15 protein-coding genes and 2 pseudogenes are annotated in these 17,465 nt (G+C 70.4%); 7 read left to right on the top strand and 10 right to left on the bottom strand.

Annotation, left to right across the window (positions count from 1 at the left end; genetic code table 11):
• Nucleotides 1–291: 291 nt before the first annotated feature.
• The 7 genes and pseudogenes from ACFYP4_RS02120 to ACFYP4_RS02090 all read right to left on the bottom strand — a co-directional run bounded on the left by ACFYP4_RS02120 (nucleotide 292) and on the right by ACFYP4_RS02090 (nucleotide 8,028).
• Nucleotides 292–948 (bottom strand): class I SAM-dependent methyltransferase, encoded by a 657-nt coding sequence (locus ACFYP4_RS02120; RefSeq protein WP_388781767.1) that lies wholly within the window; start codon nucleotides 946–948, stop codon nucleotides 292–294.
• 15 nt (nucleotides 949–963) lie between these two features.
• Nucleotides 964–1,872: pseudogene (locus ACFYP4_RS02115) on the bottom strand (cation diffusion facilitator family transporter); the annotation flags it as partial.
• 353 nt (nucleotides 1,873–2,225) lie between these two features.
• The gene (locus ACFYP4_RS02110) at nucleotides 2,226–3,269 is read right to left on the bottom strand and encodes a rhamnogalacturonan acetylesterase (protein ID WP_388781764.1); all 1,044 of its coding nucleotides are present in this window, start codon (nucleotides 3,267–3,269) and stop codon (nucleotides 2,226–2,228) included.
• A gap of 161 nt (nucleotides 3,270–3,430) precedes the next feature.
• A complete protein-coding gene (locus tag ACFYP4_RS02105; RefSeq protein ID WP_358854084.1) occupies nucleotides 3,431–4,870 on the bottom strand; it encodes an RICIN domain-containing protein in 1,440 nt (479 codons plus the stop codon).
• A gap of 802 nt (nucleotides 4,871–5,672) precedes the next feature.
• A pseudogene (locus ACFYP4_RS02100) lies at nucleotides 5,673–6,764 on the bottom strand (family 43 glycosylhydrolase); the annotation flags it as partial.
• Between the two features lie 230 nt (nucleotides 6,765–6,994).
• Nucleotides 6,995–7,204 carry a DUF397 domain-containing protein gene (locus tag ACFYP4_RS02095; protein WP_388781762.1) on the bottom strand — a complete coding sequence of 70 codons (210 nt, stop codon included), beginning with the start codon at nucleotides 7,202–7,204 and terminating at the stop codon, nucleotides 6,995–6,997.
• Nucleotides 7,186–8,028: a helix-turn-helix domain-containing protein gene (locus ACFYP4_RS02090; RefSeq protein WP_388781759.1), complete on the bottom strand. Its 843-nt coding sequence runs from the start codon at nucleotides 8,026–8,028 to the stop codon at nucleotides 7,186–7,188. The genes ACFYP4_RS02095 and ACFYP4_RS02090 overlap by 19 nt, the downstream gene beginning before the upstream one ends.
• 200 nt (nucleotides 8,029–8,228) lie before the next feature.
• On the opposite strand from ACFYP4_RS02090, the gene ACFYP4_RS02085 reads away from it, so the two are divergent.
• From ACFYP4_RS02085 to mmuM, 3 genes are all read left to right on the top strand, one after another.
• On the top strand, nucleotides 8,229–8,483 hold the full coding sequence (locus ACFYP4_RS02085; RefSeq protein ID WP_358854087.1) for a hypothetical protein: 255 nt from the start codon (nucleotides 8,229–8,231) through the stop codon (nucleotides 8,481–8,483).
• A complete protein-coding gene (locus tag ACFYP4_RS02080) occupies nucleotides 8,480–8,713 on the top strand; it encodes a hypothetical protein (RefSeq protein ID WP_358854088.1) in 234 nt (77 codons plus the stop codon). The genes ACFYP4_RS02085 and ACFYP4_RS02080 overlap by 4 nt, the downstream gene beginning before the upstream one ends.
• 132 nt (nucleotides 8,714–8,845) lie before the next feature.
• Nucleotides 8,846–9,772 (top strand): homocysteine S-methyltransferase, encoded by a 927-nt coding sequence (gene mmuM / locus ACFYP4_RS02075; RefSeq protein WP_358854089.1) that lies wholly within the window; start codon nucleotides 8,846–8,848, stop codon nucleotides 9,770–9,772.
• Between the two features lie 305 nt (nucleotides 9,773–10,077).
• Here the strand turns inward: mmuM and ACFYP4_RS02070 are convergent, their stop codons facing one another.
• On the bottom strand, nucleotides 10,078–11,613 hold the full coding sequence (locus ACFYP4_RS02070) for a membrane-associated oxidoreductase (protein ID WP_358854090.1): 1,536 nt from the start codon (nucleotides 11,611–11,613) through the stop codon (nucleotides 10,078–10,080).
• On the opposite strand from ACFYP4_RS02070, the gene ACFYP4_RS02065 reads away from it, so the two are divergent.
• Nucleotides 11,612–11,812, top strand: coding sequence for a hypothetical protein (locus tag ACFYP4_RS02065; protein WP_388781754.1), 201 nt, complete (start codon nucleotides 11,612–11,614; stop codon nucleotides 11,810–11,812). The two genes, ACFYP4_RS02070 and ACFYP4_RS02065, sit on opposite strands and share 2 nt — an antisense overlap.
• 180 nt (nucleotides 11,813–11,992) lie before the next feature.
• On the opposite strand, the gene ACFYP4_RS02060 is transcribed toward ACFYP4_RS02065, so the two are convergent.
• Nucleotides 11,993–12,661: a TetR/AcrR family transcriptional regulator gene (locus ACFYP4_RS02060; protein ID WP_358854091.1), complete on the bottom strand. Its 669-nt coding sequence runs from the start codon at nucleotides 12,659–12,661 to the stop codon at nucleotides 11,993–11,995.
• 81 nt (nucleotides 12,662–12,742) lie between these two features.
• Here ACFYP4_RS02060 and ACFYP4_RS02055 point away from each other — a divergent pair, with 81 nt between their 5' ends.
• The 3 genes from ACFYP4_RS02055 to ACFYP4_RS02045 all read left to right on the top strand — a co-directional run bounded on the left by ACFYP4_RS02055 (nucleotide 12,743) and on the right by ACFYP4_RS02045 (nucleotide 15,336).
• Entirely contained in the window at nucleotides 12,743–13,234 is a 492-nt protein-coding gene (locus tag ACFYP4_RS02055; RefSeq protein WP_358854092.1) for an ester cyclase, read from the top strand.
• The gene (locus ACFYP4_RS02050) at nucleotides 13,213–13,707 is read left to right on the top strand and encodes a DUF3237 domain-containing protein (RefSeq protein ID WP_358854093.1); all 495 of its coding nucleotides are present in this window, start codon (nucleotides 13,213–13,215) and stop codon (nucleotides 13,705–13,707) included. The genes ACFYP4_RS02055 and ACFYP4_RS02050 overlap by 22 nt, the downstream gene beginning before the upstream one ends.
• Nucleotides 13,708–13,875: 168 nt before the next feature.
• Nucleotides 13,876–15,336, top strand: a complete 1,461-nt coding sequence (locus tag ACFYP4_RS02045; protein WP_388781750.1) for a VWA domain-containing protein — start codon at nucleotides 13,876–13,878, stop codon at nucleotides 15,334–15,336.
• Between the two features lie 34 nt (nucleotides 15,337–15,370).
• Here the strand turns inward: ACFYP4_RS02045 and ACFYP4_RS02040 are convergent, their stop codons facing one another.
• Nucleotides 15,371–17,341, bottom strand: coding sequence for a lamin tail domain-containing protein (locus tag ACFYP4_RS02040; protein ID WP_388781747.1), 1,971 nt, complete (start codon nucleotides 17,339–17,341; stop codon nucleotides 15,371–15,373).
• Nucleotides 17,342–17,465 lie beyond the last annotated feature (124 nt).

Below are 17,465 nucleotides of genomic sequence, written 5' to 3'. Positions count from 1 at the left end.
AGGTCTCCGGGCCCTGACATGCTTTCGAGCGAGAACGGACTTTGACCGCGGCAAGGTCGAGGTGGGCGTCCAGGCCGAGGTTGACCTCCTCGTACGGCCGCACGTGGGAGCGGAACAGCGGGGTTCTCAGAGCTTCATCTGGATTCGGTCCGCCCCATGGGGGCGACGCTCGCCGACAAGGCCTTCCGCGCTGCCGTCCAGCTTGACGACGCCGCGCGGCGGCCCCCGACGCCAGGAGGAGTCAGGGGCCGCCGCGTGCTCGATGCAGGCGTTGAGGCAGCCGGGTGAGCGTCAGATCCGTGCGATCAGGGCGTAGCGTTCGTCGGTCACCGGGCCGCCCCACAGGGCGGCATCGGCGCTGAGGGGCTCGGTGCGCACGTCACTGACGAGCGGGCGTACCGCGTCGGCCAGGTCGTCGGCGGCGATGCCCCCGTACCAGGGCAGTGTGTCGGCGCCGACGACGTACGGCACGTCCTTCTGTCCGGCTTCGCGCCAGCGGCCCTCGACGAGGATCAGGAGGCCGCCGTGGCGGATGCGGCCGGCCCACTCGCGCAGGGCGGCGTGCGGGTCGGGCAGGGTCCACACCAGGTGGCGGGAGAGCAGGACGTCGAACTTCTCCTGGCCCGTGGGTGGTGCGGCGGCGTCCCCGACCAGGAACCGCCCCGGGAGTTGGGCGGCGGTCAGTTTGGCGCGGGCGGCCTCGACCATCCGCGGCGCCAGGTCCACCCCGGTGACCCGGTGCCCGGCCTGGGCGATCAGCTCGGAGAGTGATCCGGTGCCGCAGCCGACGTCCAGGACGTCGGCCGGGTCGGTGGGCAGCCACGCGGTCAGCAGGTCCGCCCATGCGGCGCGGGTGTGAGTGGCCTTGAGGCCGTGGTCCGGCTCGTCGTCGAAGCCCGGGGCGGCGGCGTCCCAGTAGGCGGTGATGGCAGCAGCGGGGCTTGTCATCCAGTGATCCTCTCAGGCGTCGACGATGATGTCGGCCTCGGCACGCAGCGCGTGGCCGATCCACCGCATCCGCACCTGCCCGATGCCGCGTACGCCCTTCACCGCGTGCAGCGCCTGCTCTGCGGCGGTGACCAGGGCGGGATCGACGGAGTCCATCAGGCGCCGGTAGACCTCGCGGGCGGCGTCCTTGAGGACCAACAGGATCGCGGCGGTGATCAGCAGACCGACGACCGGGTCGGCCGCCTGCCAGCCCAGGGCCGCACCGCCGGCGCCCAGCAGGACGGCCAGGGAGGTGAAGCCGTCGGTACGGGCGTGCAGCCCGTCCGCGACCAGCGCGGCAGATCCGATCTTCCTCCCGGTGCGGATGCGGTGGCGGGCCACCCACTCGTTGCCCACGAACCCCGCCAGCGCGGCAGCGGAGACGGCCCACAGATGGGTGATGTCGCGGGGGTTGAACAGCCGGTCGAGGGCCACCCAGGCGGCCAGGGCCGCGGAGGCGGCGATGGTCGCCACGATCAGGATGCCGGCCAGGTCCTCGGCCCGGCCATAGCCGTAGGTGTAGCGGCGGTTGGCCGCCCGCCTCCCGAGGACGAACGCGATGCCCAGCGGAACGGCTGTCAGGGCGTCGGCCGCGTTGTGGATGGTGTCGCCGAGCAGCGCTACCGACCCCGACAGGGCGACGATCACCGCTTGAACGACGGTGGTGACCCCCAGGACGGCCAGGGAGATCCACAGCGTGCGCATCCCCTCCCGTGAGGTCTCCATCGCCGCGTCGACCTTGTCGGCGGCCTCGTGACTGTGCGGCCGGGCCAGGTGGGCGACGCGGTGGCGCACCCGGGCCAGCCGCGAGATCTCTTGCCCGTGCCCCTCCTCCGCATGGTCGTGGTGGTGGTCGTGTGTGTGGGTGTGCTGATTCCCCTCCATGAGCCTCACCGTGGCACACGGATTCGATTGCAGCTACAGTCGTCATACCTGGCCTGACCAGGTGCGACGTCCTCGCAACAGCGCGCGCGGGGCAGTTGGTTGACAGCCCCGGCTCACACGTCTCCTGCCGCCCCGGCACCCGCCGGGCAGCGGGGCCTCCGGCGGCAAGCGGCGTGAAATCCGCGCGCTCACGTCCCCGGATCGCGGCCACCGGCGCGCGTCCGCCGAAGTGCCCTGCGGCTGCTCGTTCATGGGGGAGCTCCGGCGCTCCGGCGCTTCGGCACCGGCCGAACCGTGCCGGTCCTCCCGCCGGATCCCGGGGCGTCCCGGTTCCGGTCGGGACGCCCCGGGAGTCACCTCACCAGCCCCCTCGGGACCAGCCGCCGCGCCACGAGTTCGTCGCGGATCAGGCCCGCGTACACCGTGGCACCGTGGACGGAGGTGTGCGTGTTGTCGCGCTTCTCGTTGTAGAGGTAGAGCGCCTTGGAACCCTCGACACCCAGGGACTCGACGACGGACTTCGTCCTGGTTGTCAGGTCGATCAGCGGCACGTCCTCGGCGGCCGCGACCGAGCGGACGACGGCCGGATGGTCCACACCCAGGCCGTTCACGAGGAGGGCGGTGTTGTTGTTCAGCGTGCCGTCCGCGTTGAACCAGCGGCGGACGACGGGTGTCACCAGGACGGGCCTGCCGCCGCGGGCGCGGACGCCCGCCACGAGGGTTTCCAGATTGGCCCGGTAGGTCGCCTCGTCGGTCGTCTTGTCGTTGTGTGCGAGCTGGACGAGGACCAGGTCGCCGTCGCGGACCAGCGGCCGGACGGTCGCGAAGAGCGCCGGATTCTCGAGGTAGGTGACCGTACTCTCGCCGGAGTCGGCGTAGTTGGCGACGGAGAGCCCCTTGCGCAGGTACTGGGGCAGCTGCTGCCCCCAGCCCGAGTAAGGGTCCCCCGGCTGGTCGCAGACCGTCGAGTCGCCGACCAGGAAGATCTGGCGGACGCGGCGGGCCGGGGTCACCCGGATGTCCGCCAGTGCGGGCGCCGCCCCGCCGAGCGCGAGGTCCAGGCCGGCGCTGCCCTCGGGACCGGTCGGCTCGCCCTCGGGGGTGCGGACGTTCACGGTGAAGCTGCGGGCCACGCGCTCACCGGCCGCGGTGGCCGTCTCGGGAAGGAGCGAGCGCCGGGTCTCGCCGCGGACGCTCGTGCTCGCGGGGGCATCCCCGCCGAGCAGCACCTTCACCTCGTACGTGCCCGGCGCCACGTCGAAGTGGCAGGCGGTCGCCGTGCAGTTCTCCCGGCCGAGGACGGCACTCCCCCGGCCGATTCCCGCCTGCGCGGGGGTGACCGAGAGGGCGGTCGCGGCGACGACCGCCCCGAGCACAGCGGTCTTGACACGTCTCATCGCGGCTCCTCCGGCAGGACGACTCACCCGGCGGCTGGACGCTACCGTTCTCGGCAAGCGCTCTCTACAGGCGTCATGGAATTCGCTGGAACCTTTGCTTCATTGACGTGAAAGCGCTTCCCCGGGCGCGGACGGAGCCCCCGCCCGGGGAAGACCGGATCTCATGTCCCGCGTGTCCACTGCTGGTTGGTTCCTCCGGTGCAGGTGTACGTGAGGAGGGCGGCCCCGTCGGAAGTGGACGCGCCGGACACGTCGAGGCACTCCCCGCTCGCCCGCGACTTGAGCAGCACGTAGCCGCCGGAGGCGGTGACCGACCACTGCTGCGCCGTCGCGCCGGTGCAGTCCTCCTGGGTGACGCTCGTGGCGCCCTCGGTCAGGCACAGGGAGCTGTGCCGGGTCATCAGCGTGTAGTGGCCGCCGCCGGAACTCCTGAACCAGAACCTCTGGTTGGTGCCGCCGTTGCACGTGTACTGCGTGAACGCGACGCCTTCGAGGAGCGAACGGCTCGGCAGGTCGGCGCACTTGCCGCTGTGCCGGGCGGTGAGCGTCTCGTAGGTGGCGCTCGTGCCGCCGACCGTCCCCGTGGCCGTGTCGACGGTGATCTCGGGGTACCAGCTCATGCTCAGGCTCGTCGACGTCGGGAAGGAGAGCGGCAGCCACACGTACCGCGAGTCGTTGACCGTCCCGCCGAAAGCGTTGCCCCAGCGGTCCCCCAGATAGAGGTAGGCGGTGCCCGAAGTGCCCTGCACGGGGAGGACGTACGCGGTCTGCGAGCCGTACGCGGTGGAGTCGCCGACGTTCTTCATCGCGCTCCAGGGACCCGTGAGGGAGGTCGCCGTCGCGTACTGCTGCTGGTTGGGGTTCCAGCCCGTGGCGCCCGAGGTCAGCATGAAGTAGACGCCGCCGCGCTTGAAGAGGGCGGGGGCCTCGCGGTGGCCGCCGGGCCACGGGTTGGCGGTCAGCGCGGCGATGCCCGTGTAGTCGGCGGTGAGCCGGTACAGGTGCAGGTCGTAGTTCTCGCGGGCGGCCGAGACCAGGTAGCCCGTACCGTCCGTGTCGACGAAGACCGTGAGGTCACGGGACATGTGCTGGCCGAGGGGCCGGAAGCTGCCGCGATAGGTGTAGTCGCCGTCGACGGTGCCGGAGACGGCGACGGCCGCGCGCGCCTCGCTGTAGTCGGTGCCGTTCTCCTTGTGCATCCACATCACGAACGTGCCGGTGGCCGCGTTGTACATCACCTTGGGCCGCTCGATGTTGGCGTTCGCCAGCTCGCCCGCGCTGGACCGGGTCAGGACGTGGTTGCGGAACTCCCAGTTCTTGAGGTCGGTGGAGCGGTAGGCGTCCACGTACTGGAAGGTGTTGTCGGCGTTGCGGTGCTCGCCGAACCAGTAGTAGTAGGCGCCGACCTTGATGACGCCGCCGCCGTGCGCGTGGACGGCGTTGCCCGAGGTGTCGGTGAACCGCGTGCCGTTGACGACGGTCTGCGGTGCCGCCGCGGCCGGTCCCGCGGTCGTGAGTGCCGCGGCGAGCGCGAGGCACAGGGCGACGAGGACGGCGTACGCGCGGCGGGTGACGCTCGGCGTGCCGGTCGTTCCGGTCACGTCACACACTCTCCTTCAGCACCGTGAAGTGCCGGGCGAAGCCCGAGAGTCCGGGCAGGGTGCGGATCGGGGTCCAGGTGCGCAAGCCGTCGAGGCTGTCGCTGTAGTAGTACTTCTGCTCCGCGTAGCCGTCGAAGTAGATCCGCCAGGCGCCGTTGTCCAGGTGCACCAGGGCGGGGCCCTCGCGCCAGCTGCCCCAGCCTGCCCAGTCGCCCCTGCCGACGAAGGTGTAGGGGCCGGCGAGCCGGTCGGCGACCGCGTGCTCCAGGTACTTCGTGGTCTCCTGCTTGGTGATGGCGTGGTACTTGCCGGCGTAGCGCACGATGAACGTGTCGATGTAGTTGGCGGCGTCGAGCCCCGACAGCGGCCTGGGCACGGACCAGTTGCGCAGGGACGTGTCGGACGCGGTGAGCAGATGCGGTCGGAACACGGACGTGTTGGTGGTGTCGAGCGCGACGACGATGTTGACGCTGCCGTTCGCGGGGTCGACGAACCACTCGGGCGCCCAGGTGCGGGCCAGGCCGGCGGTGGGCAGGGTGTGGTTGGCGACGAACTGCCAGCTCGTGCGGTCCTTGCTGCGGGCGAACCCGATGGTGTTGCCGGTCCAGTTGGTGGTGTAGACGATCCAGTAGTAGCCGTCGGAGTGCTTGATGACCGACGGGTCGCGGATCAGTCCGGTGGGCGGGGTGTAGGCCGGGCCCTTCAGCAGCCGGTACGACAGGGCGTCCGCCGAGTCGTAGATGTACAGGTTCGACTCGCTGCTGTTGGTGAAGGCGGTCATCGTGTAGCGGGTCGCGGCCCGGACGGCCGGAGCGGGGGTGTCGGCGACGGGCACGCCGAAGTCCGGGGTGCCGTCCGCGTGCCAGCGGAGCCGCTGGATCCGGGTGTGCCGGTTGGGGTCGTTCAGCGGGTCGCCGGTGATCTCCTTGTACGGGCGGGCGTGGTACACGAGGACGTCGGTGCGGCCGTCCTCGGCGACGGTGAAGCAGTTGTGGCCCGGCCCGTACTGCCGGGTGGTGTCGTTGCTGGTGAAGACCGGGGTGGGCGACTTGGACCAGGACCCGGCGTCCAGGAGGTCGCTGCCGGCGTCGGCGGTGAGCAGGCCGAGGCAGTAGTGGTGGTCGGTCGCGCTGGCCGAGTACGACAGGAAGACGCGTCCGTTGCGCTGGATGACCGAGGGGCCCTCGTTCACCTTGTAGCCGACGGTCTCCCAGTCGTACTCCGGTGTGGTGAGGCGGACTTGGGGGCCCTTGAGGGTCCAGGGGTTGGCCATCGCGGAGAGGAAGACGCCCGTGTTGTTGTCCATGCCGGGTTCGTGCTGCGCCCAGACGAGGTAGCGGGTGCCCTGGTGGGTGAACGTGGTGGCGTCGAGCGAGAAGGTCTCCCACGCCGTCCTGAGTTGGCCCTTCTCCGTCCAGGTCCCCTTGAAGGGATCGGAGTTGGCGTTCTCCAGCACCCAGATGCGGATCGCCCACACGTCGTTCGCGGGAGCCGCGGCGAAGTAGATGTACCACTTGCCGTCGATGTGGTGGATCTCCGGGGCCCAGATGTGCGCGCCCATGTCGCCGCTCGCGTGCTTGCGCCAGATCACCGACTCGTCGGCCGTGGCGAGTCCGTTCAGAGTGCGGGAACGGCGCAGGATGATCCGGTCGTACTCGGGGGCGGTGGCCGTGAAGTAGTAACGGCCGTCGGTGTGGCGGTGGACGTGGGGATCGGCGCGGTTGCGGACGAGCGGATTGACGAACGGGGCGGCCGCCGGTGCGGCGGTCGGTGCGGCGGTCGGTGCAGCCGCCGCGGCGACGCCGGGCGTGGCGGTGAGGGCGCCCGCGGCCAGGGCGCCCTTCAACACCAGTCTGCGGCTCGGGATGTCGGGCAGGTCGTCGGCGCGGTTCATGCGGACCGCCTCTCCGTGGTGGGGGACACAGGGGGTCGCTCGGACCATGCCGTTCGACATACCGAACGGCATCTGTCATCACGAACGCCGAAAAGGTAAGGGCGTGTCACGAGGAGGTCAACGGGTCCGACGGGACGAAGATGTCTCGGCCTTCCGGCCGGTTGCCCGAACCGGACATGAAGACGGCCCTCGCGGTACCGATCCTCGCGAGGGCCCTTCGACGTCCAGCGTCAGTCGATCAGCCGACCGCGCTGCACGGCTGCCACGAAGGTGGACCAGCCGGCCGCCGGGAACACGAGCACCGGCCCGTGCGGAATCTTGCTGTCTCGCACCGGCACGACGGCAGCGAAGTCGTCAGAGATTTCGACGCAAGCGCCACCGTCCTGGTTGCTGTGGCTGCTCTTGCGCCAAGATGCGGCGCTCAGGTCGATGGATCGCACGTCGCTTCCTCCAACATCCGCAGGATGAACTTGCGCGACTCCACCGGGGTGAGCGCCAGGTCGCGCACCGCATCGTACGTGTTCTGCAAACGTACAACCGGACCGGCTTCCTCGATGAGTTCACCCCGGTACCCGTTCTCGGTATACGCCACAGTCCTGCCGTCCGGAAGGAGCAGACACCAGACGTCCACCCCCAGGAGACCGTGCAACCCGGCGCTCTGCAGCAGCACTTGCACCGTGAGGTCGGGGCGCTCCGCAACATCTCCCAGGTACTCCAACTGCTCCCGCCACTCCCGCACATCCCGCAACGGCGTCCGCAGCACCGCCTCCGACAGGATCGTCCGGAACCTCGGCGCATCCTCCCCCTCCAGCAACTCCCGTCGGCCCATTCGCGCCTCGACCTGCTGCTCCAGTTCCTTCCCCTTCAGTCCACCGGCCGCCAGCACCTCCCGTGCGTACCCCGGCGTCTGCAACAGCCCCGGCAGGACGCTCACCGCGAAGTGCCACAGGCTCACCGCCTGGGCCTCCAGCGCCATGTACCGCCGGTACCGCTCACGGAACTGCGTATGGTCCCCCGCGGCCAACTCCCAGAGCGCGAGCAGCAGTCCGGGCGTGCCGTAGTGCGTGTCGAGGGCCTGGACGACCTCCGGGCTGCCCAGTGTCTCGCCCTTCTCCATCTTGCCGAACAGGGACCAGTCCCAGCCCAGCCGCTCACCGAGCTGCCGCAGGCTCGTCCCGCTGCCCGCCCGCAGGATCCGCAGCTCCTCGGCGAACCGCTGACGTGGTTCCTGACTGCGGCCGGTGATGACGCGACGCTGCGGCATACGGCTGACTCCCCTCGGAGAGGCTCGCGTGGACGGTGTGGAAGGTGTGGAACGGCCCTTCGAGCACGGGGAAGCACGAACCCGTCCACGGCGCGGCCGTCCGGATCCGGGCGCATTCTCGTAACCCCCGGACTACGCAGCGTAATTCACCCAGCGCAGCCGGGTCATGGAATCCGCCGTACTCACCGATGAGGACTCGTATGACCGCCGCAACGCACCGCCCGCACAGCACGACGCCCCCCGCGACCAGGGCCCACGAGGCACTCGCCGCCCGCGACACCCTCGCGTACGCCCTCGGCCAGGCCGGCATCCAGCTCCCCGCGCTGGACGTCCGTACCCCGTGGACGGACGACCGCGAGGGCGAGATCCGGTACGCGCTCGTCCACCTCGGGGTGTGCTCCGCGCCGGTGGCCCTCATGCTCGCGGACGTGATCCTGAAGGGAATCGACAGGTGACCGAGGGCGGGAACGACGTCCCTGGTGTCGGAGAGGCCGTGCGCGACACCGTGCGCGACCGGGTCGGGCGGGTCATGGGCCACGAGGGCCCCTGCCTCCAGCTCCGCCCGCTCGGCGGTGGCCTCGAATGGGACGCGGACCCGCGTCACGTCCGAACACTGAGCCAGGCCGAGCTGCTGAGCGCTCTGGTGGCCGAGGTCAACGCCCGCAGCAGGCAGGGAGACCCGTGACGGAGCCACCCCGACACCCCGGCATCGTCCGGCACCCGTCCGCCGTGGGAGGCGAGCAGCTCGCGCTCATCGCCGAGCACCGGACCGTGGACACCCCGGGGCGGCGCCCCGCGCATCGGCTAGCGTCGGGGCATGACCAGCGACACCTCCCGCACCCTCACCGACGCACTCGCCACCGGCACGGTCGTCCTGGACGGCGGGCTCTCCAACCAGCTCGCGTCGGCCGGCCACGACCTGAGCGACGAGCTGTGGTCGGCGCGGCTGCTCGCCGACCGGCCCGAGGCGCTCGTCGAGGCGCACCTGGCCTACTTCGAGGCGGGCGCCGACGTGGCGATCACCGCCAGCTACCAGGCCACCTTCGAAGGCTTCGCCAAGCGCGGGGTCGGCCCCGCACGCGCCGCCGAACTCCTGCGCTCCAGCGTCGAGTCGGCGCGCGAGGCGGCCCGGCTGGCACACGCGGGCGGGATCGGCCGGCCGCTGTGGGTGGCCGCGTCGGCAGGCCCGTACGGGGCGATGCTGGCGGACGGCTCCGAGTACCGGGGCCGTTACGGCCTGAGCGTGGGCGAGCTGGAGCGCTTCCACCGCCCGCGCCTCGAGGTGCTGGCCGCCGCCGCTCCCGACGTGCTGGCCCTGGAGACCGTGCCGGACACCGACGAGGCGGCGGCCCTCCTGCGGGCGGTCCGCGGCCTCGGCGTACCGGCCTGGCTGTCGTACTCCGTGGACGGTGACCGCACCCGCGCCGGGCAGCCCCTGGAGGAGGCCTTCGCGCTCGCGGCCGACGCCGACGAGATCGTCGCGGTGGGCGTGAACTGCTGCGCCCCGGCGGACGTGGACCGCGCCGTCGGGACGGCCGCGCGGGTCACCGGCAAGCCGGTGGTGGTCTACCCGAACAGTGGCGAGACCTGGGACGCCGGCAAGCGCGCCTGGGACGGCCGGGCCACGTTCACTCCCGAGGAGGTCACCGGCTGGCGGGCCTCGGGTGCCCGGCTGATCGGAGGATGCTGCCGGGTGGGGCCGGAGGCCGTCGCCGGAATCGCGGCGGCCCTGCGGACCGGGTGATCACGGATGGCGGGCCCAGTCGGCCCGTTGAGAGATGGTGAGCGTCCACACCGCCCCCGCCCGGTCGGCCTCGCTGTCACCGCTCTGTGTCATCACGCGGGACGCGTCCCAGGGGAGCGGGCGCGGTCTGCGGATGGCCAGGGGGTCGGGGCTGGGCGCGGGTACGGAGCCGGACGGCTCGTCGAGGTCCGACGAGGAGTGGGAGCGGTTTCTGCAAGAGTCAACTGCCCCTTCCCGGCGCAGAAACTTGAGCCACCGCGTGATCATCGACGTATCCGGAGACGTGCCGGCTTCGCCATCAGCTCTTACTGGCGACTCAGCGTGCGGGTGATTCCGGCAGCGACCGTCGTGGCGAGAACCCAGCCGACGGCGATCAACATGTACGAGAGCCACTGGTAGAGGCCGGTAGGGGTGAAGGCGCTCTGCTGGCCGAAGTCGACGAACGGCAGCAGGAGGTCGAGGGTGTAGACGGGGGCGTTGAAGGCGGGGCCCTTGCCGTGTTCCAGGGCGGGCGGGTGGTGTCGGCCGTACGCGATCGAGCCCAGCAGGAGCAGTGTGAGGAGCCATGCGCCGGCACGTGTGGGACGGAAGCCGTAACCCACGGCGGCGTCTTGGACGTAACCCCACAGTTTGGCGTACCAGGTCAGCGTGGCCCGGCGCCTTCGCTGCTGAGCGAGCTGTACGGCGCGGGTGTCCGCGTCGTCGCCGACTCGGCGATAGGAAGCCGCGAGCTGTTCGTAACTGTGCGGGACGAAGCCGTCCGCATCACGGCGCAGTAACGCGATGCGGTCGCCTGCGCGAAGACGCGGGGCGAGTGCCTCGTACGTCAGTCCCTCCAGGCGCACGGTGGCCGGCCAGACCTGAGGCTCCGCCTCGATGACCTTGAAGCTGGAGTAGTGCAAGTTGACGTCGCCGACCACTGGTTGGGCGCCCCGGAGCGTCAACTGCGTCGCTTCACAACTGCTGATGCCCAGTGCGACGCCGCCCGGGTTTCCCAGCTGTGCTTCGATGAACGAGATCCAGCCTGCGACTCTGGCACCGGTGAGCCGGATTCGTCCCCGGGCGACAAGGCCGCCCGCATTCAGGACGGTGCCGACAGTGAGGCGTGCGGCGTCGAGTGCGTCGCCGTCCATGTTCTCGATTCGCGCGTCTTCCAGATCGACGGCTCCTTCGACACGCGCTGTGTCGAGTCGGATCCCGCCCAGTGCCACCATGCGGGGCGCCCGGACGTCGGCGCCCACAGCGGCATGGTCGAGCTGTAGGGCCCACGCCCCGTCCGGTCCGAGGTGCGCGCCGGCGAGGAAGATGCCACTGGAGATCTCGGCGCTGTTCAGCAGTACTCCACCCGGTATACGGCAGTTGGTGAGTCGCAGAGCCCCGGCGACGCGCACGGAGGCGCCGGTCAGCTCGGGGAGCCGGGAGCCGCTCAGGTCGACTTCGCGGGTCTGCGCCCCGTCGAACTTGAGAGGGTCCTGAAAGTGACAAGAGGTCAGCTCGACAGGATGGAGTATCTCCAGGTGCCGAAGGTCGAGAACACCGACAACGTCCGCTCCCGCGAGGCGCAGGGCCGGCGCCTCTGCCGACTCGGCTGGACCCTGCAGGGCCAGGGTCCGCAGAACCTCGGCGCGAACCGCCCGTTCCGCGCCGTCGGCGGTCGCGGAATCCTCGTCCGCGCCTGAGCGCAGGTCGACCGCGGCACCATGCGGATACGCCCGCCAGATGCGGCGCTCCAGAGGCGTCAGATGCGTCATGTCCACCGGCGAGACCCTATCCGCTCTCCCCTGGGCGGTTGGCAGTTGCCGGTCTGCGGCCTGAAGCGAGCGGAACCAGATCCACGGCATGGACGCGGATCCGTTCTTCGCCGGCGAGGGCGACGTGGACGCGGCCCGCGCTCTCGTCGAGTCGGCGGCGGATGCCGAGCTGTTCCTCCATCCCGGCGACCGGCATCTGTTCTGCGACAGCAGTCTGCCGTCGCACGGCGAGCCTTCTGCGACGCAGGTGGCTCACCGCATGCACGACTTCCTGGACCGCATCAAATAGCCCGCAATCCCTCTCGTGCAGGGGACACTTGGCGCCGCACCAGCGGGGATGCCGTCGTCGCCGCCGTAGGGTCCGGCCTGTTCGGATGCGCGAGAGGGACTCCCGCGGAAGCCGCACCCTCTGACCCGGCAGGCGGCTGGCGGCGAGGGCCCGGAAGCCGTCCCGATGCCCGCGGTCGACTCATCGCGGAGAGGTCAGGAGCTGTTCCCTGATCCGGCGGACCCTGCTCACCACTTCCTCGGCGCTGTCCGCACCGACACGCAGCGCCGTGTTGGCCGCCAGGAGCACCGCGTCCACCTGGAAGGCCGCGAGTTCCGCGTCGAGTTCGGCGACCTCCCCGGAGTCGGAGGCGTGGCGCAGTTCGTTGGCGAGGAGGATGCGCCAGTCACTCTGGCAGCGGAACAAGGCGTCGCGCACCGGCCCCGGCCGGCTGTCGAAGTCGGCCAGGTTGGCGGCCCAGAAGCAGCCTCCGGGGAACAGGGGCGCCGTGGCGTACTCGATCCACGACTCGACCAGTGCACGAAGTCGCACCGCCCCGGGAGGTGCGCTCATCGCGGGACGCACGACCACCTCGTTGAACACGTCACGTGCGTATTCGACCGCGCCGTTCTGCAGGTTCTCCTTCGTGCCGAAGAGGGTCTGCACGCCGCTCTTGCTGATTCCGAGGTCACTGGCCAGTCGGCCGAGGCTGAGGCCGGCCAGTCCTTCCAGTGACGCGAGGTCCACGGCATGACGCAGCACCGTCTGCCTCGACCGGGCGCCCTTCAGCAGACGCCGGTCGGACGTCGTCGGCTCGATCGCGCGGGCACTGCCGCCGGAGGTAAAGAGCCGCTGCTCGCCTTCGCTCATCACGCCATTTTGCCAGACCGCTTGATTCAACGTACGTACGGTCGTATGTTTACTCTGAGCGAATCAAGAAGGGCGTACGCAATGGATGGGGAACGCATGTACCAACTGGCCCGAGAACTCGCCGCCGCGAAGAACGACCAGGACGTGCCGGCCGCCCTGGAGCTCTTCCACTCCGACATGACGCTGTGGGCTCCCGCACTGGGGACCAAGGCGTGCGGCCGGACTGCCAACGAAGAGGCACTCCTGCGCTTCTTCGCCACGTTCCCCGACTACGCGGTGTCCCTGGACGGGCACGCCGCCGATCACGAGACGCTGACGTGCTGGGGCACGGCGGGGATGACGATGACGGGTGACCGGTTCGGGGTGATTCCCACCGGCCGACGTGCCGAACTTCCGGTGTTCATCCAGTTCACGTTCAAGGACGACCTGATCGCGAGTGAGCGGTTCTTCTTCGACCTCTGCGAACTGTGCGCCCAGTCGGGCGTGTCCGCAGACGCCGTCAGGCGCACGCTGTTCCACACAACTCGTCACAGTGGAAAGGGAGATGACGCATGGCAGCAGAAGCGCGCGTGAAAGACGTCGGTGAGATCAGGACGACCCACCTCTTCGACATGGTCGTCGACCTCCACCCTCGACTGGAGTACGGAGAAGGTCCCCTCGGCCGCCGGGTCTTCTTCGGTGACGCAGGGGGGACCTTCGAGGGACCAAGGCTGCGGGGTGACGTGCTGCCGGGAGGCGGAGACTGGGCACTGTTCCGCCCCGACGGCGTGATGACCCTGGACGTCCGGCTGACCTTACGCACCCACGACGGACATCTGCTGCACATGACCTACGGCGGCCGGTTGGTCACCCCGGCCCACTTGCGAGCCGACATCGCCAACCCCGCCAGACGACACCAGGTCGACCCGGCGAACTACTACTTCCGCACCAATCCGCTGTTCGAAACGGGAGCACCTCACTACAAGTGGCTCAACGACATCGTCTGCGTAGGGGCGGGATACCTCGTCGAAGGTGGCGTCGCCTACAAGGTGTCAGCCATCGAATGAGACGCTCGCCGGCAGGAGCCGTGCGGCGGGCTGATGGGCACGCAGACCTTCGTACGACCCAAGAACGCCACCGGCGCCGCCATGCCGAGAGCGACCTCTTCTCCGGACTGCGCCGACGGCAGTCCTTGGTGGAGCCCGGTGCCGGGATTCTCTGGGCAGACTGGGCGTATGACAGCGACATCGATGAGCAAGGGCGGCAACCTTCCCGTCGCCGCCGACGCGGTGCGGGTCGAGATCGGCTGGTCCGGGGGCCCCGGCGCGCCGGACGCCGACGTCTCGGCGCTGCTGCTCCGTGCCGACGGGCGGGTGAGGGACGACGGGGACTTCGTCTTCTACAACCAGCCCCAGCACGCCTCGGGTGCCGTGCGTCATCTGGGGAAGCTGCAGGACGGTGGCGGGACGACGGACACCGTCGGCGTGGATCTGGGGGCCCTGGAGCCGGAGATCGAGCGGGTCGTGCTCGGCGCCTCCGCGGACGGGGGCACCTTCGGCCAGTTGTCCGGTCTGCGGCTGCGGCTGCTCGACGCCGGCACGGGCGAACAGCTGGCGCTGTTCGAGATGGAGGCGACGACGGAGACTGCCTTCATCGGCGGAGAGCTGTACCGGCGGGCCGGCCAGTGGAAGTTCCGCGCGGTGGGACAGGGGTACGCGTCCGGACTCGCGGGCCTGGCCACCGACTTCGGGATCAGCGTGGACGAGGAACCGGGCACCACCGCGTCGACGGCTTCCCCCGCCGCCGCGACCGCACCCACGTTCCCGCCCGCGCCCCCCGCCTCCCCGTACGCGAGCGCCCCGCCCCGGCCCGGCCCCGCCACCCCGGCCTCCCCCTCACCGGCCTCCTCCTCCCCGGCCTCCCCCTCCCCGCGTCTCGTCAAGGGCGAGGAGCACTTGCCGGTGGACATGCGCAAGCGGCTCTCCCTGCGCAAGGAGCAGGTGGCCGTCAGTCTGCGCAAGCACGGGGCGGAGGGGGTGAGTGCGCGCGTCATCCTGGTCCTGGACGCCTCCGGGTCCATGTCGTTCCTGTACTCGAAGGGTGTCGTGGCCGACGTCGTGGAGCGGATGGCCGCAGTGGCCGCGCAGCTCGACGACGACGGTGAGATGCAGGCGTGGACGTTCGCGTCGAACCCGGCCCGGCTGCCGGACCTCGCCGTGGGTGACCTGCCTCAGTGGCTTCAGCTTCATGTGCGGGTCGGTGAACTGACGTTGTTCCGGCGCAGGAAGCCGCGCAGGGGTCTGTTGCCGGGCCAGGTGGACATGCGGGCGGTCGGGGTCCAGAACGAGGAGCAGAAGGTGATCGCCGAGGTGCGGGCGTACGTCCGTGAGCACCCGGCGGCGGCCCCCACCCTGGTGCTCTTCTTCTCCGACGGCGGCGTCCACCGCAACAGGGAGATCGAGGCCGAGCTGCGGCAGGCGGCGGACGAACCGGTCTTCTGGCAGTTCGTCGGACTGGGGCGGTCCGACTACGGCGTCCTGGAACGGTTCGACACCCTGCCGGGCCGACGCGTCGACAACGTCGGGTTCTTCGCCGTCGACGACATCGGCGACCTGCCGGACACGGAGCTCTACGACAGGCTGCTGTCCGAGTTCCCGTCGTGGGTCCGGGAGGCCCGGCGGCTGGGGATCATCTGAACGGTCGGGCCCCCGCATCGGCGAGATGGCAGGATCAGCAGGGGAAGGTGCCGCTGTAGAGGACGTGTCCGTAGGAGGAGCTTCCGGAGCCGAAACCGTAGGTGCCGTCGTCGCTCCAGACCGCTTCGCGGGAGCCGTTGACGCAGGCCGTGGTCGGTGCGATCGCGAAGCCCTCCAGGTTGCCGGCGGGCATGACGGCCGGGTTCGTGTAGGTCACGTCCGGCACGATCGCGCCGGAGGCGTTGACCTTCAGGAGGGTGTGGGTCTCACCGCAGGTGTTGTCGCAGGTCGCGACGAGGCGCTGGGTGCCGGCGTCGAACGTCACGTCCATCACGGAGGCCTTGCCGGTCGCGATCGTGCCGAACGTGGTGAACGTGCCGTCGGAGTTCAGACCGTAGACGTGCAGCGAGCCGTCCCACTCCAGACCGGCGAAGAACAGGCCCGAGCCGTGCAGCGGGTAGTTCGCCGGGTCGTAGGCGGCGCCGGTGCGCGGGTCGACCCAGCCGTTCGCGGTCAGCCAGCTGTCCGGCACATACCCGACGCCCTCGAAGCCGAGGTTGGCGTCGTCCTTGTCACCGGTGTCGAGCTGCGGGAACTGCGCGGTCATGTCCCACTGGCGGACCGGCGTCAGCGTCGATCCGGTCGCGGCCGGGTCGAACTCCAGGATCGTGTCCCTGGGCCGGGTGTTGTCGGTGTTGTCGCGCTCGGAGGTCACGTAGACGTGGCCGTTTCCGCCGACCGTCAGGCCCTCGGAGTCCGGCTCGCCGGAGCCGCTCGCGAAGCGGATCTGCTTGCCGGTCGCGCTCCAGGCCGCGTCCGGGATCCACTTGCCGTTGCTCTTGACCAGCTTGTACAGCCAGTTCTTGTTCTTGGCGGCCCACAGCACCGACGGGTTCGCCGGGTCGAACGCCAGGCCGCTCAGGTCCCGGCCCTCCGGGCCGGTGGACGTGGTGAACGCGCAGACGTTGTCCGCGATGGTGACGTTCGGGCCGCCCGGCCATGCCAGGGTGCCCGTCGGCGCGGAGCCCGTGCCGGAGGGCGCCTCGGGCGCGCAGCCGCTGGTGAGCGAGCCGCCGCCCCCCAGCAGTTGCCCGTTCTGCGGGTCGCCGCCGCCGGTGCCGCCCGAGCAGGAGTTCACGCTGCCGAGCGTCGCGGTCGTGGCGGTCCTGAACCAGCCGGTGCCGTTGGCGCAGCGCTCGTCCGACGGCTGGGCGCCGCCGGTCGTCCAGGTCACCGAGTCGATGGTGTTGCCGCTGCCGTCCGTGAGGAAGACCGAGTCGTTGTCGCCGAGGCCGATGGCCGAGTTGAACGTGATGTAGCCGCCCGCGGGGATGCTGCTCGCGCTCGGCGAGGAGGACGAGACCGACGCGGCGGAGTGCGAGGTGTCGTTGTCGACGTACTTCCACGATCCGACGCTGACCGCGCTCGTCCCGCCGTTGTACAGCTCCACCGTGTCGGAGCTGTTCGAGGTGACCTCGTTGATCCGCACGCGGCTCGCCGCCGGGACCGACGACGGGCAGCCCGAGGCGTTCGCGGCGCCGAACGTGGACGCCGGGGCCGCGGTCACCCACGCCCCGGTGCCGCCGCCGCAGCGCGCCATCGCCGGCTTCGCCCGGCCGGTCGCCCACTCGACACGGTCGACCACCGTGCCGCCGGACGTGTAGAGCACCAGTTTGTCCGCGTCACCCAGTCCCTTGGGCGAGTTGAAGGTGACGAAGCCACCGGCCGGAATCGTGCCGGAGGACGGGGTGAACGACTGCGGCGAGAAGCCGTCGTCGGCCATCTTCCAGCCGCTGACGCTCACTGCGGTCGCGCCGGCGTTGTACAGCTCCACCGTGTCGTTGTTCGACGAGGTGACTTCGTTGATCCGGACGTTCTGGTAGCCGACGGGGTCCGCGGCAGCCGCGGGCTGAGCGGCCAGCAGCCCGGTGGCGAGCAGTCCGGACAGGGCCAGAGCCACGGCGCGCACGGGGGCGGCGCCGGCACGTGAGTATGAGGTAGGCACGAGGCGGAACTCTGGTGAGACGATCTTGAAACGGCGTGTACTCCGGCTGAACGCCGCCCACTGGCCACCGGAACGTCCGGCAGACGACACCGCCGTCGCCCGCGTACGCGGGCACCGCGTCGGC

Source organism: Streptomyces sp. NPDC005551, from assembly GCF_042871785.1.
Lineage (GTDB): Bacteria > Actinomycetota > Actinomycetes > Streptomycetales > Streptomycetaceae > Streptomyces.
This window is presented reverse-complemented; position numbering and strand designations above follow the sequence as displayed.

Bases quoted from the DNA above. Each gene is read 5' to 3' on its own strand.
- ACFYP4_RS02120 (WP_388781767.1), bottom strand. From the start codon at position 948: ATGACAAGCCCCGCTGCTGCCATCACCGCCTACTGGGACGCCGCCGCC.
- ACFYP4_RS02110 (WP_388781764.1), bottom strand. From the start codon at position 3,269: ATGAGACGTGTCAAGACCGCTGTGCTCGGGGCGGTCGTCGCCGCGACC.
- ACFYP4_RS02090 (WP_388781759.1), bottom strand. From the start codon at position 8,028: ATGCCGCAGCGTCGCGTCATCACCGGCCGCAGTCAGGAACCACGTCAG.
- ACFYP4_RS02085 (WP_358854087.1), top strand. From the start codon at position 8,229: ATGACCGCCGCAACGCACCGCCCGCACAGCACGACGCCCCCCGCGACC.
- mmuM (WP_358854089.1), top strand. From the start codon at position 8,846: ATGACCAGCGACACCTCCCGCACCCTCACCGACGCACTCGCCACCGGC.
- ACFYP4_RS02065 (WP_388781754.1), top strand. From the start codon at position 11,612: ATGGACGCGGATCCGTTCTTCGCCGGCGAGGGCGACGTGGACGCGGCC.
- ACFYP4_RS02070 (WP_358854090.1), bottom strand. From the start codon at position 11,613: ATGCCGTGGATCTGGTTCCGCTCGCTTCAGGCCGCAGACCGGCAACTG.
- ACFYP4_RS02060 (WP_358854091.1), bottom strand. From the start codon at position 12,661: ATGAGCGAAGGCGAGCAGCGGCTCTTTACCTCCGGCGGCAGTGCCCGC.
- ACFYP4_RS02055 (WP_358854092.1), top strand. From the start codon at position 12,743: ATGGATGGGGAACGCATGTACCAACTGGCCCGAGAACTCGCCGCCGCG.
- ACFYP4_RS02050 (WP_358854093.1), top strand. From the start codon at position 13,213: ATGGCAGCAGAAGCGCGCGTGAAAGACGTCGGTGAGATCAGGACGACC.
- ACFYP4_RS02045 (WP_388781750.1), top strand. From the start codon at position 13,876: ATGACAGCGACATCGATGAGCAAGGGCGGCAACCTTCCCGTCGCCGCC.